This is a genomic window from Christensenella sp. KGMB01412, from assembly GCF_055522415.1.
Genome location: NZ_JBVFVW010000009.1, coordinates 18,941 through 32,067, shown reverse-complemented (window position 1 = coordinate 32,067; position 13,127 = coordinate 18,941). Strand labels below are relative to the sequence as shown.

Genomic DNA, 13,127 nt, shown 5'->3' with positions numbered 1-13,127 from the left:
TAGCTAGTATTCACTAGCTTGTCAAGCAAACTTTATTGCGGTTTGTTAAATGATCGCGCAGCAGGCTTTTGTTAGAAACTGCTATGCGGCAAACCTTTACGGCTGCCTGGCCATACGGCGCCATGAATTAATATGCTGTAATCAAAATACGATTCTTAAAACATTATGACAATCAAAACCATATCCGGAAAGGAATTTATTTCTATGCTATACTGTTCTTATATCATTTGATTGGAGGGCTCTGTTTTGTTGAAAAGGATTTTATCTGTTTTCCTGCTATGCGTCGTCCTGCTGCTTTCAGCCTGCGGCAGCCGAACGGCCGGAAAAGAAACGTCTATTATTACAGACGAAGCTTCACAGTCCCATCAGGCAGCGCCGGGCGATTCGCAAACAGTCCCGGAGCCACTCCTCCAATCCTATTACTCCATGCAAAGCACGCCGGTGTTTGAGTATATGCAGAATTCAAGCATCAAAAAATTCCTCGCAATGTGGGTAAAAGAAAAGACCGGTATCGAAAATCCGTTATGGAATTATGATTGTATGGCGCAGTATTATATTCTGGATAAAAATTTTGCTTCATTATCAGACGATAAACAGCTCTACTCCCTTCCCTTCTCTGATGGCAGCGGCAGGAACGGATATATTGTTATCGCATACTATGCAGATGGTCCGGCTATCTCAAATGAAGGCGTTGCAGAGACCACGCCATATTCATATGATTTCAAAGCGCATTCCGGTAAAATCATGGAAAACCTGGAAATGGCAGGCGTTGATCTTTCCGGTGCAAGCGCTTCGCGCGTGTCTCTGGTCGATACGGAAAATAACCGTGCAGACCAGGCCATTTTGTTTGCCGCCCGGCAAAATTCCCGCTATATCTGTTATCTGGACGATCCTGATTTTGCAATCGAGAAATCAGACCGCTAGAAGCTTGAATCGCGGCATCTTCTTTGATTGCCTTACGAAGACGGGCGCACTTTTGAGATTGACCGCATTACCAACGTCAGGCCGGCCGCAAGCCCCGCCGGCGGATATGACCTGCGGTATACCTGTTATTTCCTTGGCCAACAGCGGTATTTGTTCCTCGAAGATGACGGCAGGTGATTTGTAGAATTTGGCTGACATTTAATCTCTCTGTTTTCGGTATACATAGCATGTCTTCTATCTTCCATTCCACAATCTCACAAAAACGGCGTGAAGGTATCGCTTAGGCAATCAAGCAATCTATTTCACAAAAGCAAACAAAAAAGGCTTTACAAACCGTATTGCAAAGCCTTTTCTATTGGTGGGTCATCGGGGACTCGAACCCCGGACACCCTGATTAAGAGTCAGGTGCTCTAGCCAACTGAGCTAATAACCCATACTGGAGCGGGTGATGGGAAAGCTCCCGCTTCACTTCGCTCGCGCTCGCATGAACCCACGTGGGGTTCGATCCTTCGTCATTCCATACGACGAAGAAATTCTTCTGGAACGTTTATTGGAGCGGGTGATGGGAATCGAACCCACGCATTCGGCTTGGAAGGCCGACGCTCTACCATTGAGCCACACCCGCAAATCGGTATAAAATTTTTGGAGCGGGTGATGGGAATCGCTGTCCGCGCCTTTCGGCACGCCCACCGCGCTCGCAATCATGTATTCCTCTGTGGAGTACTGCTCGCTTCGCAACAATCACTTTGGGATTGTTGCGCCCTCACGGGTTCGCTTCCCCTCCACCGGGGAAATTCCTTTGGAGCGGGTGATGGGAATCGAACCCACGTAGCTGGCTTGGGAAGCCAGTGCTCTACCATTGAGCTACACCCGCGTCTTTTCCCTTCCTGTAACCCCCGCTTTAAAAGGGCGCGTTCCCATCGGAAGGATGGGAACGACTTTTGTGGAGCGGAAGACGAGATTCGAACTCGCGACATTCGCCTTGGCAAGGCGACGCTCTACCACTGAGCCACTCCCGCAAATCGGTATTAATTGGTGCGGGCGAAAGGACTCGAACCTTCACGCCTAAGGCACTAGATCCTAAGTCTAGCGCGTCTGCCAATTCCGCCACGCCCGCGTATCACACGCGTCCGTTGCGCGCAAGAATTATTATATAAGATTTTCACCTCTATTGTCAATAGGTTCTATTAAAAAGAAAACATTTTTTCTGCAGTTTTTCATGTCATGGGAATCGCCGCGCACTCCTGCTCCAGACGCTTTTTGCGTTCCTTCCAGTCCTGCATATATTTTGTAAGGAAGGCCTTGAACTCGGCCCCGTGATTGGGATAAATCAGGTGTGCAAGCTCGTGCAGCACCACATATTCGATTGCTTCTTCAGACGCGCACATCAAATAATAATTAAAGCGGATCGTACGCTGTGAGCTCGTGCAGCTTCCCCACAACGTTTTCATTTTACGCACCTTGATCGTAGGCTTTTCCTCATCCGGCTGGCCCACAAAAGGATACCATTTGTCCACCATTTCCTGCAGGTGCATTATCGCCTGCTGCACCCACCATTTTTCAAGCACATCCTTGTATTTGCCGGGATCGCCGCAAAAAATAGTCATATTGCCCTGGTTGATGGCGACTCCCGTACGCCTGTCCTTCACGATTTCCATGGCATATTCATTCCCCATAAACAATATGCGGTCTCCCTGCTCGTCCTTCACAAAATTTTTAATATGGCTCTCAATCCAGCCGCGTTTGGAATATATAAAATCATGGATTCTGGTATCGCTTATTCCATAAGGCGCACTAACGCACACGCTGCCGTCCCTGCACACGCGAAGCCGCATATTTTTCATGTCTTTTTTGCTCACAGCAACGTCGATCACACTATGATCGGATAATTCAATCTTCATAAAAAACCTCTCGTTCCTGTTTATTATAGCACAGATGGCGCCCAAAGGCCACTGTCTCTTGCGTATCCCCCCGGTTGATTAAATATTGTATATCCAGTATAATATATTCGCATCATATGGTATAATGAATTGCTACAACAACGAATGAAAATTTTATTTCAGGAGAATATAGATGGAAAACAAGACCAATATCCCTACAGATAAACCGGTCCATTTTATCGGCATCGGCGGCTGCTCGATGAGCGGTCTCGCGCAGATACTGCATTCAAACGGCTACACCATAACAGGCTCGGACATCAAGGAATCCGCTTTTACGAAACAGCTTGAAAAGCTCAATATCCCCATTTCGCTCGAACACGACGAAAAAAACGTGCACGGTGCCGGCCTTGTCGTTTATTCTGCGGCAATCAAGCCTTATAATCCGGAATACGCATACGCAGCGGCGCATGACATTCCCATGCTGGAGCGTTCCAAACTCCTCGGTCTTATTTCCAACCATTATAAACGTGTGGCGTGCATCTCCGGTTGCCACGGGAAAACAACGATCACCTCCATGCTGGCCCTCATCATGCACAATTCGCAGGAAGACTGCACGGTCCACGTAGGCGGTATGGTAGATTTCCTTTCCGGCGGCGTACACGTCGGTACAAACGACGCGTTCATTACAGAGGCGTGCGAATATGTACGCAGCTTCCTGACGTTGCATCCTACGCATACACTTGTCAATAATATCGACGACGATCATTTGGATTGCTACCGCGATATTGATGATATTTTCGATACCTTTGTGGAATTTATCCAAAAGCTGGACCAAAACGGCGTGCTTTTGCTCAACCAGTCCGATACGCTTGCATACCGGCTGAAAGACCACGCCCCCTGCCGCATCGTTACCTATAACGACGCGCCGAACAGCGATTGGTACCTGAAGGAGCCCACGTTCAACGAACTTGGCTGCGGAAAAGGTACGGTAGTTTACCATGGCGACGAACTTGGCGAGCTTGAGCTTACCGTTCCGGGCCTGCACAACCTGCGCAATGCGCTTGCCGCCGCAGCATTTGCATATGAGGTTTTCGGAGTGGACGTCGAAATTTCCATAAAAGCGCTCAGGGATTATCGCCTTGCGGGCAGGAGATTCGAGCTCGTTGGCGAACGTGACGGCGTTCGCGTTTTCCACGATTACGCGCACCATCCCAGTGAAATTTCCGCCTGCCTGGAAGCGGCTTCACTGGTGCCCCACAACAAGCTGTGGGTGGTATTCCAGTGTAATTCTTACACCCGTGCGCGCACACTCAAGGATAAATACGCGCAGTGCTTTGGCGATGCGGATGAGGTCATTATGCCGGATATCTATCCCGGCCGCGACACCGATACGCAGGGGATTCATGCACGCGACGTTGTCGCCGCAATCAATTCCGATTCCTGCAAGTGCATGTATATCCCAACTTTTCAGGAAATCAAGGATTACCTGCTGAAAAACTGGCAGCCAGGCGATATCGTGATGACGCTCGGCTCCGGCGACGTCAATAAACAGCAGCTTATTTTCTTTCAGGACTGACCAAAACTACAAACCCTCCGGCTATATAAGCCGGAGGGTTTTTTGATGTTCAGAAATCCCTTGTAAAAATGTCGCTGTGCTCAAGCAGGCTTTCCACGGTGTCAAAACCCAGCCTGTGTAAAAGCTCGATCACATACGGGTTATCGATTGGCGTGGGGTATGTCGCCGCCCTGCCGTATTCGTCCACATTCTTCCTGCCCTGCTCCCGGTCTATCACAGCCTTGGGGCCGCCTACGCAGCCGCCCACGCAGCCCATGCCCTCAAAGAAATTTGCGGTTGTCTTTCCAGCCAGCAAGTCGTTAATCATGGCTTTGCACGCGGGAACACCGTCCGCATGCTGTGTGCGCGGCGTGATCTCGCGCGCTGGCGAAAGCCGCTCTACCGTTTCGCGCACCGCCTCGCTTACCCCGCCCGTACGAGCATATATCCTGCCCGCACGCGACGAATGATCCTTATCGCTCTCCCGCATCTGCTCCGGATCGATTTTTGTCGCCTCAAAAATATCCCGCACCTCCTGAAAGGTCAGCACATAATCGATTGCGCCGGCAAGGTCCTTCTCACGCGCCTCTGATTTCTTGGCGATGCACGGGCCGATAAACACGGTCACCGCGTCCGGATGCAGCTGCTTGATCGTCCTGCCGCAGGCAATCATAGGCGATACCGATCCCGGCACATGCGGCATCAGCTCACGGTATATTTTCCGTATCATTGCAATCCACATCGGGCAGCAGCAGCTTGTGAGCTGGTAATCCGATTCCTTTACAATGTTTTTATCAAATTCAAGCGCTTCTTTGAGCGTCAATATGTCGGCAAACAGCGCAACCTCGATCATACCGTCAAAACCGATTGCCTTAAATGCTTCCCGCAGCTTTCCCGGCGTTACCGCGTTGCTGAATTGCCCCAAAAACGCAGGGGCGACAAGCGCGTATGCGGGCCCGCTGCCGTTTCTTACCGCCTCGAGCGCAGGCAAAATATCCTTGCTTGCCTGAAGCTTTTTGTCATCGCAGAAATCGATACAGCTCGCACAACCTACGCATCCGCTCGCATCAATCCTGACGCCGCCCTTTTCATCCTGCACGATCGCGTCAAACTCACAGTTATCCGCACAGCCCTTCTGCTTTTCCGGCGGGCAGTCGCAGCTTCCGAATTTCCATACCACCGGGTAGTCGCCCGGATGTAAAAGGCAGTCAAGCTCTTCCAGATTTTCGTTTTCTTCTTTTATCTTTTTGATTTCTTCCTCCGTCTTCCCCTGGATCGAAGCACGGAAAAGCCGGTCGTAGATTTTTTTAAATTCAGCCATGCCAGCGTTACCCCCTTGCCATTGTTTCCTTCTATATAATAATACCAAACCCTGCCCTGCAAACAAGTCGCTCGCGCGGCCTGCAGTCGGCCTTCTTCCATATCAGTCCCGTAGTGCCGCGTCGCTTTTCAGAAAATCGCGCCTTGTCCTGCCGTATCAGCGTACAGGTACGCTTGGGCCTTTTGTCCCTGTTCAAAAAAACAGCAATACTTTTGCATTGCTGTTTTTTTATATTTGCTCCGGATTTCAGTCTTCGAACAGCGGCGTACTGAAATATCGCTCCGCCGTGTCCGGCAACACGGTCACCACCGTTTTTTCCGGGCCCAGTTTTTTTGCCAGTTTCAGGGCTGCCGCAACGTTGGTACCGCTCGATATGCCGCACATCAGCCCTTCCATGCTCGCAAGCTCCTTTGCCGTGCATATCGCCTCTTCATCCGTGACAATGCAGATGTCGTCATATATTTCCGTGTTAAGGTTTTCCGGAATGAGCCCGTCCCCAATTCCCATTTGCAGATGGGTGCCGATGCTTCCGCCGGAAAGGATCGCCGCGTTTTCAGGCTCCACCGCCCAAATTGTAATATCAGGGTTCTGCGCCCTCAGCACCTCGCCAATGCCGCTGATCGTACCGCCCGTTCCCACACCCGAGCAAAAACCGTGAATCGGCCCGGATACCTGCTCCATGATTTCAAGCGCCGTATGATGCCTGTGTACCATCGGATTGGCAGGATTCGTAAACTGCTGCGGCACAAAAACGTTGGAGTCCTCCCGCTGCATTTTGAGCGCTGTCTGCAAGCATTCCTCGATGCAGTCGCCAATATTACCGTCGTCATGGACAAGCATAACCTGCGCGCCGTAATGCCGTACCAGCTTCCGGCGTTCCTCGCTGACCGAATCCGGCATGACGATCACAGTTTTATAACCCTTCACTGCGCCAACCAGCGCAAGCCCAATCCCCTGGTTCCCGCTGGTCGGCTCCACGATCACCGAGTCTTTCGTAAGCTTTCCCTGTTTTTCGGCTTCTTCGATCATGTTGAACGCTGTGCGCGTCTTGATCGATCCGCCGATATTAAGTCCCTCGTATTTCACCAGCACCTGCGCGCTGTTTTCATCGTTCATCCGGTTCAGCCGGATCATTGGCGTGTGCCCCATTGCTTCAAGCACATTGTTGTATATCATGGAATTCTCCTTTTGTAAACATTTTCCGCACCTTCCTATTATATGCCAAAACCTCCTGTTTGGGAATATACCCGCAGGATAATTTTAATGCACATTTTTTGACGCATGACCTCGCCTGTCCATAGAATCATGTATAATAGATATAGAAGATTTTTTTGGCAAGGAGGTTTTTTTATGGACCGTACGATACTGCACTGCGACTGCAACGCATATTATGCGTCTGTGGAGTGTATTTCACGCCCCGAGCTCAAAAAAGTCCCTATGGCCGTATGCGGCGATCCCAAAAGCCGCCGCGGCATCATTCTCGCCAAAAACGAACTGGCAAAACAGTTTGGCATCGTAACTGCCGAGACCGTATGGCAGGCGAAAAAAAAATGTCCGGAGCTCGTGCTCGTATCTCCCCACCGCGAGGAATATACCAAGTATTATAAGCTGATCAATGAAATTTATGCGCAGTATACCAGTAAAGTGGAGGCGTTCAGTATAGACGAATCGTGGCTGGACGTGACCGGCAGCCTTCACCTGTTCGGCTCGGGCAAAAAAATCGCAGATGAGCTGCGCGCCCGCGTCCGCAGCGAGCTTGGACTTACCATCTCTGTGGGCGTCTCCTTTAACAAGGTATTTGCCAAGCTTGGCAGCGATTATAAAAAGCCGGACGCCACAACCGTTATCACCCGCGAAACCTTTCGCGACATCCTCCATCCCCTGCCCGTTACGGACATGCTTTACGTTGGCAAGCGAACCGCGGACACGCTCCACCGTATTGGCGTTCGCACAATCGGCGCGCTTGCTGCATTAAAGCGCGAGGAAGCGGAGAAGCTTCTCGGAAAATCAGGCGAGCTCATCTGGGAATATGCCAACGGCCTTGACGATACGCCTGTGCGGGAGATTGGCGAATCCGAAGCAGCCAAAAGCATTGGCAACGGCATTACCTTCCAAAGGAATCTCGTCGGCAGGGACGATATCAAGGCCGGCGTACTCATGCTTGCAGACAGCGTTGGCGCGCGCCTGCGTTCCTGCGGTCTTTATTGCCAGACTGTGCAGGTACAGATTAAGGATCCCCAGTTTCGCGTAATTTCCCGCCAGAAAACATTGTCCCGCCCCATTCGCCAAACAAAAGACCTTTATGATGCCGGGCTCGATATTATTTTCAAATCGTGGGACGTATCCAAACCGATCCGCCTGCTTTCGCTTACGGCGGCTGGCCTTACGGAAAGCGGCTCCGGCGGTCAATTCAGCTTTTTTGACGCGCCGCAGCAGGATTCCCAAAAAATCGAAAAACTCGAGACGGCAATCGATGAAATCCGCAAACGGTTTGGAAAAAAAGCCGTTTCTTACGGTTCTATCCTCAAAACAGATATTGTTTCCAGGCAGGACGTTCCCCTCGAAAAGGAGGAGGACGACCTTCCCCACCCTTGATTTCCGGTAAATAGTTTGTGACGGCCGGCGCCGTTTTTTCTTCCATTCCCGGCACACTTTTTTTTACAATCAAATCTTGATTTTAGCGGCAAACGGCGTATAATTAGTGAAGTCCCGAGTTGATATTATTCACTTTATGGAATTGTTTTTAGCGGCCCTGCCGTTGCTATAAAAATTTTGAACAAAATGGAAGTGTCTTTATGGATTATCGTTTCTTATTAGACCTTGCGCTTATTTTGCTGAGCACCAAGGTTCTTGGCATGGTTACAAGGAAATTCAAAATGCCCCAGGTTGTGGGAGCGTTGCTCGCCGGAATCATCCTCGGCCCCGCTGTTTTCGGAATCATCGATAACAGCAGCTTCATCAAAACCCTTTCGGAAATCGGCGTCATTGTCCTGATGTTTACCGCCGGACTGGAATCGGATATCCACCAGCTGAAAAAAACAGGAAAAGCATCCTTTATCATTGCGCTTTTGGGTGTTATTGTGCCGCTCATTGCAGGCTTTGCCGTCGCGGGCGTTTTCAACGATCCCTCGGTTATCAAAACAGACCTTGAAACCAACCGTTTTTTACAGAATATCTTTATCGGCGTAATCCTTACCGCCACCTCGGTCAGCATTACCGTTGAAACGCTCAAGGAAATGGGCAAGCTGAGCAGTAAAGTCGGCAGTACGATACTTGGCGCCGCCGTCATTGACGATATCCTCGGCATCATTGCCCTCACGGTGATTACAAGCCTTGCGGATCCCAAGGTAGAGGTCGGCATGGTTATGCTTAAAATCGTGCTGTTCTTCGTCTTTGCAATCGGCGTTGGTTTCCTCATCTATTTCGGGTTCAAAAAATGGTCCAACCGGCATAAGCAGGACCACCGCCGCTTTGTTGTTGCGGCCTTTGTTATCTGCCTGCTGATGTCCTTTTGCGCGGAGGAATGGTTTGGCGTCGCTGATATCACCGGCGCGTTTATCGCGGGCCTGCTTCTCTCCAATACCAGTCATTCCAACTACATCGCCTCCCGTTTTGAAACGCTTTCCTATACGCTGCTTTCACCTATTTTCTTTGCGAGCGTAGGCCTTAGCGTTGTGCTCAACGATATGAATATGATGCTGATTCTATTTGCCATCATACTCCTTCTGACCGCCATCGCCACCAAAATCGTCGGCTGCGGGCTGGGCGCGCGAATGACAGGCTTTAACGGGCCGGAATCCATGCAGATCGGCTGTGGCATGGTGTCGCGCGGGGAGGTTGCCCTCATCGTTGCCAATAAGGGCGCGGCGGTCGGACTGATGTCCCCTGTCCTGTTTGGCCCGGTTGTCATTGTCGTGGTCGTCACCACAGTAATCTCACCGATCCTGCTCAAGGTTTCATTCAACTCCAAAAAAGCCAAACGCCTTGAAGCGGCGAAGCTCGATGATTCTGTGGAAGCGGGAGGATAAAATTATTTTGTCAGGTACAGCAATTTATGTTCGCCGGAAGCCGTTTTCTGCGGCTTCTTTTTGTTCTCCTCCGCAAATTCGGTCATGTTCTCCCAGTAACGCTTTGGCATATGCGTCATGCGGCATTTTTCGTTATGCCGCCCTTCCACTTCAATCGTATCGTAAAACATCTTCCACAGCCTGCGAAACCGCAGCTCTTCCTCGTCCGGCTCCGGCATACTGAAATTTTCCACCGAGTTGATCTGCATCCTGCCGTTCTCGTAAATAAGTACCGCCTCGTGCGTCTTATCATAAATCAAAAATTTTTCATTCGGATAGCGCCCGCGAAAATGGGGGGCCAGCAGTGGCAAAACATAATTTTTCGGAGTGATCTGCGCTGCCAGCACCTCTCCATAAACAGAAAAACGAATAAATCCGGTCAGCAGGTGCGTCTCATTGCCAATAAATTTTACCGCCCTAAACAGGGTGTTCACCACATCGTCCTGCAGCATCCGCATCACCTTTGCGCCATACCGGTATCCCATACGCAAAAACAACAGGATATACCGCTCCTTTTGCGGCAGGCAGGTCAAAAACGCCCGCCGCACAAAATCGAGCGCCTCGCGTCCTATCTTTTTGGGGATAGACGCCAGCACCCGCCTCGCGCGCACAGCGTCTGTTTCGATGATCTTTGCCGGAAAAAGGGTTGTCTGGTGCGTTTCCGGCCCAAATATCTCTTCGGGGATTTCCCTTTGGTCGTAGCTCTCAAAAACACAGCATAAAAGGCCCTCAAAGCTGCCGTCGTATTCATAATTGACCGTCATATCGTCTTTCATCCCGCTCACCTCCCTCATAGCTGCCCGGCCAGGCACTTTACGGTATCCTCCTGCAAAACCTTCGGCGGCTCGAAAAAGGATACCTGTTTATTCCCGTTTGCGTCATAGCCGCTGCCATGGTACATTGCAAGCGACTTTTTTGACATCATGGCGCACAACACCTCTTCCCCGCGCATCCGCACGTTCTGGTCCATCTTTCCCCTGCACGTTACAAAATAGCGCGCGCGCTTCAAAACCACTCCCAGCTTTTTAAGCCCTTCAAAGGTGAGCGAAGCAGTACGCCGCGCGATCAGGATACGCCTTGCGCTTTGCACGCCAATGCCCGGCACGCGCAAAAGCTCCTCATAGGAGGCCCTGTTGACCTCGAGCGGAAAATTTCCCATATGGTTAAGCGCCCAGTTGCATTTGGGATCGATAAACGGATTGAAATTCGGATTTTTTTCGTCGAGTATCTCGCTTGCGGTAAACTCGTAAAACCGCAGCAGCCAGTCCGCCTGATACAGCCTGTGCTCGCGTAAAAGTGGCGGCTTTGTATCGATCGAAGGCAGCAGAGAATTTTCCACCACCGGGATATATGCGGAGAAAAACACCCGTTTGAGCTGGTATTTCCGGTACAGCCCTTCCGTCAGGTTTAGTATCTGCAAATCCGTTTCCGGGGATGCGCCTACTATCATCTGCGTACTCTGCCCCGCGGGCACAAATTTTGGCGCATGCCTGTAGATGGCGAGCTCCTTTGTGTTTTCGCGCATACGGTTACGGATAAACCCCATCGGCTCCAGTACGGAGCTTTTGGACTTATCCGGTGCGAGGAGCTTCAGGCTGTTTTGGGAAGGCATCTCTATATTGACGCTCATACGGTCTGCCAGCATGCCAAGCCGTGCGAGGAGGTCGTCCGATGCGCCGGGAATCGCTTTTGCATGGATATATCCGCTGAAATGATATTCCTCACGCAGGATACGCAAAGACTCTATCATAAGCTCACATGTGTAATCAGCGTTTTTCACAACGCCGGAGCTCAGGAAAAGACCTTCGATATAGTTACGGCGGTAAAAATGTATGGTCAGGTCCGCCAGCTCGCGCGGGGAAAATATGCTGCGGGGCACATCGTTTGACTTACGGTTCACGCAGTACTTGCAGTCGTAAACGCAAATATTGGTCATCAACACCTTCAGCAGGGAAATGCACCTCCCGTCCGCAGCAAAGCTATGGCAGATGCCGCCCGAGGTCGCGCTGCCAATTCCATTTTTCGTGGCTGTCCTGTCTACGCCGCTTGACGTGCACGCAACATCGTATTTTGCCGAATCCGTTAAAATTTCCAGTTTTTGAAAAATATCCATCGCTTGTTTCCCCGCTGCTAAATAAAGAATCCTGTTTTACAAAAAGTATATCATGGCGAAGTGACAAATACGGTCAGTTTATAAAATTTAATGGAAAACGCATCGGCATCAATCAAAAATACTGACAACCGCCCGCAGCCGTGTTACACTGAATAAAATGTTACGTGATATTGATTCGAAAGCAGGCTTTGAATGCAGCAGACCGATCCGGCACGAAACGAAACGTCCCAAACACCATAGCATAAAGGAGATTAACATGAATTACGAATGGATCGATGGATATTGCCTTGGTAAAAAAGGCGTTACAAAGGATTACCAGCCCGAGTGGGAGGCAACCCGTTATTTTGTGGGCGGCAAGATGTTCGCCATGCAAGGCGGCGATAAGCAGGGCAGGCCGATCTTCACCATGAAACTCGAACCCTCGCTCGGTGATTTCCTGCGCGGTCAATATCAGGAAATTGTACCCGGTTATTATATGAACAAAACGCACTGGAATTCCCTTTATCTTGAGGGCTGCGTGCCGGAGGATGTAGTACGGGATATGATCGAAAAATCCTATGAGGTCACGCTTTCTTCCCTGCCAAAAAAGAAGCAGACAGAAATAACCGGAGCCTGAAACAGGTTCCGGTTTTGCTTATCCTGCCCATTTGCCTTCCAGTTTTTATTTACTGGTTGAGCATCTGGCCCACGGCGCCGCCCGGATGGATAAGCGCAAACTGTTCCAGTTTGTAGTCCGTCTCCTCCATGATCGCCACCTGCAGCGCGTCGAACAGTGCCACCAGCGCGATTACGCTCGACGTTGCCATGATGTCGTAACGGTCGCTTTCGTGATGCACGTCCATCTTCAAAAATACATCCGCCTGCTTTGCAAGCGGCGAATCCGGGTTTTGCGTCACTCCAATGAGCTTTGCCCCCTTCTTTTTGCATACGTCGATCAGCGGCAGCAGCTCCGCCGTTTTTCCTCCCTTGGAGACCACTACCATTGCGTCTCCCTCCTGCACCACTCCCATTCCGCCGTGCATCCCTTCCGCGGGCGAGAGGAACACGCCGTTGCGCTCGATACACGAAAGCGAATGCGCGAACTTCTTCGCAGCAACTCCCGTGCCGCCGCTGCCCGACGTTACGATTTTATCTGCCTTGCTGAGGATATCCACCGCCTGCCCAAACTCCGCCGTTCTTACGATTTCTATCACGCGGTTTACTTCTTTTGTCTCAATCTCCACCGACTTTACCGCGTATTCCTGTGATTCCTGTTTCATTTTTGCAC

At 50.6% G+C, this 13,127-nt stretch carries 12 protein-coding genes and 5 tRNA genes; 6 read left to right on the top strand and 11 right to left on the bottom strand.

Features of this window, described 5'->3' with window-relative positions; genetic code table 11:
• Positions 1-246 precede the first annotated feature (246 nt).
• Together ACS5WU_RS12000 and ACS5WU_RS11995 are read left to right on the top strand one after the other, a co-directional pair.
• Positions 247-924: a hypothetical protein gene (locus ACS5WU_RS12000; RefSeq protein WP_302759882.1), complete on the top strand. Its 678-nt coding sequence runs from the start codon at positions 247-249 to the stop codon at positions 922-924.
• Between the two features lie 27 nt (positions 925-951).
• Entirely contained in the window at positions 952-1,101 is a 150-nt protein-coding gene (locus tag ACS5WU_RS11995; protein WP_465089176.1) for a hypothetical protein, read from the top strand.
• Positions 1,102-1,280: 179 nt separating this feature from the next.
• On the opposite strand, the gene ACS5WU_RS11990 is transcribed toward ACS5WU_RS11995, so the two are convergent.
• The 6 genes from ACS5WU_RS11990 to ACS5WU_RS11965 form a co-directional block, all read right to left on the bottom strand.
• Positions 1,281-1,357 (bottom strand) — tRNA-Lys (locus tag ACS5WU_RS11990).
• A gap of 118 nt (positions 1,358-1,475) precedes the next feature.
• A tRNA-Gly gene (locus tag ACS5WU_RS11985) sits at positions 1,476-1,549 on the bottom strand.
• Between the two features lie 175 nt (positions 1,550-1,724).
• Positions 1,725-1,798 (bottom strand) — tRNA-Gly (locus tag ACS5WU_RS11980).
• 70 nt (positions 1,799-1,868) lie between these two features.
• Positions 1,869-1,943 (bottom strand) — tRNA-Gly (locus ACS5WU_RS11975).
• A 14-nt stretch (positions 1,944-1,957) separates the two neighbouring features.
• Positions 1,958-2,041: transfer RNA gene (locus ACS5WU_RS11970), tRNA-Leu, on the bottom strand.
• 100 nt (positions 2,042-2,141) lie between these two features.
• Complete coding sequence (locus ACS5WU_RS11965) at positions 2,142-2,825, bottom strand: M48 family metallopeptidase (protein ID WP_052740607.1); 684 nt, start codon at positions 2,823-2,825, stop codon at positions 2,142-2,144.
• A 172-nt stretch (positions 2,826-2,997) separates the two neighbouring features.
• Between ACS5WU_RS11965 and murC the strand changes: the two genes are divergently transcribed.
• Entirely contained in the window at positions 2,998-4,380 is a 1,383-nt protein-coding gene (gene murC, locus ACS5WU_RS11960) for a UDP-N-acetylmuramate--L-alanine ligase (RefSeq protein WP_046444588.1), read from the top strand.
• A 49-nt stretch (positions 4,381-4,429) separates the two neighbouring features.
• Here the strand turns inward: murC and ACS5WU_RS11955 are convergent, their stop codons facing one another.
• Positions 4,430-5,680: a [Fe-Fe] hydrogenase large subunit C-terminal domain-containing protein gene (locus ACS5WU_RS11955; protein ID WP_302759880.1), complete on the bottom strand. Its 1,251-nt coding sequence runs from the start codon at positions 5,678-5,680 to the stop codon at positions 4,430-4,432.
• A 246-nt stretch (positions 5,681-5,926) separates the two neighbouring features.
• Positions 5,927-6,856, bottom strand: a complete 930-nt coding sequence (gene cysK, locus ACS5WU_RS11950) for a cysteine synthase A (protein ID WP_046444590.1) — start codon at positions 6,854-6,856, stop codon at positions 5,927-5,929.
• A gap of 174 nt (positions 6,857-7,030) precedes the next feature.
• Between cysK and dinB the strand changes: the two genes are divergently transcribed.
• Both dinB and ACS5WU_RS11940 read left to right on the top strand, forming a co-directional pair.
• Positions 7,031-8,275 carry a DNA polymerase IV gene (dinB, locus tag ACS5WU_RS11945; RefSeq protein ID WP_302759879.1) on the top strand — a complete coding sequence of 415 codons (1,245 nt, stop codon included), beginning with the start codon at positions 7,031-7,033 and terminating at the stop codon, positions 8,273-8,275.
• A 200-nt stretch (positions 8,276-8,475) separates the two neighbouring features.
• The gene (locus ACS5WU_RS11940; protein WP_059109023.1) at positions 8,476-9,708 is read left to right on the top strand and encodes a cation:proton antiporter; all 1,233 of its coding nucleotides are present in this window, start codon (positions 8,476-8,478) and stop codon (positions 9,706-9,708) included.
• A gap of 2 nt (positions 9,709-9,710) precedes the next feature.
• Here ACS5WU_RS11940 and ACS5WU_RS11935 read toward each other — a convergent pair whose 3' ends face one another.
• Together ACS5WU_RS11935 and ACS5WU_RS11930 are read right to left on the bottom strand one after the other, a co-directional pair.
• Positions 9,711-10,523: a TIGR03915 family putative DNA repair protein gene (locus ACS5WU_RS11935; protein ID WP_302759878.1), complete on the bottom strand. Its 813-nt coding sequence runs from the start codon at positions 10,521-10,523 to the stop codon at positions 9,711-9,713.
• A 14-nt stretch (positions 10,524-10,537) separates the two neighbouring features.
• The gene (locus ACS5WU_RS11930; RefSeq protein WP_302759877.1) at positions 10,538-11,860 is read right to left on the bottom strand and encodes a putative DNA modification/repair radical SAM protein; all 1,323 of its coding nucleotides are present in this window, start codon (positions 11,858-11,860) and stop codon (positions 10,538-10,540) included.
• A 256-nt stretch (positions 11,861-12,116) separates the two neighbouring features.
• Between ACS5WU_RS11930 and ACS5WU_RS11925 the strand changes: the two genes are divergently transcribed.
• The gene (locus tag ACS5WU_RS11925) at positions 12,117-12,476 is read left to right on the top strand and encodes an MmcQ/YjbR family DNA-binding protein (RefSeq protein WP_046444594.1); all 360 of its coding nucleotides are present in this window, start codon (positions 12,117-12,119) and stop codon (positions 12,474-12,476) included.
• Positions 12,477-12,525: 49 nt separating this feature from the next.
• Here the strand turns inward: ACS5WU_RS11925 and ACS5WU_RS11920 are convergent, their stop codons facing one another.
• Positions 12,526-13,119, bottom strand: coding sequence for an SIS domain-containing protein (locus tag ACS5WU_RS11920; RefSeq protein ID WP_465089175.1), 594 nt, complete (start codon positions 13,117-13,119; stop codon positions 12,526-12,528).
• Positions 13,120-13,127 lie beyond the last annotated feature (8 nt).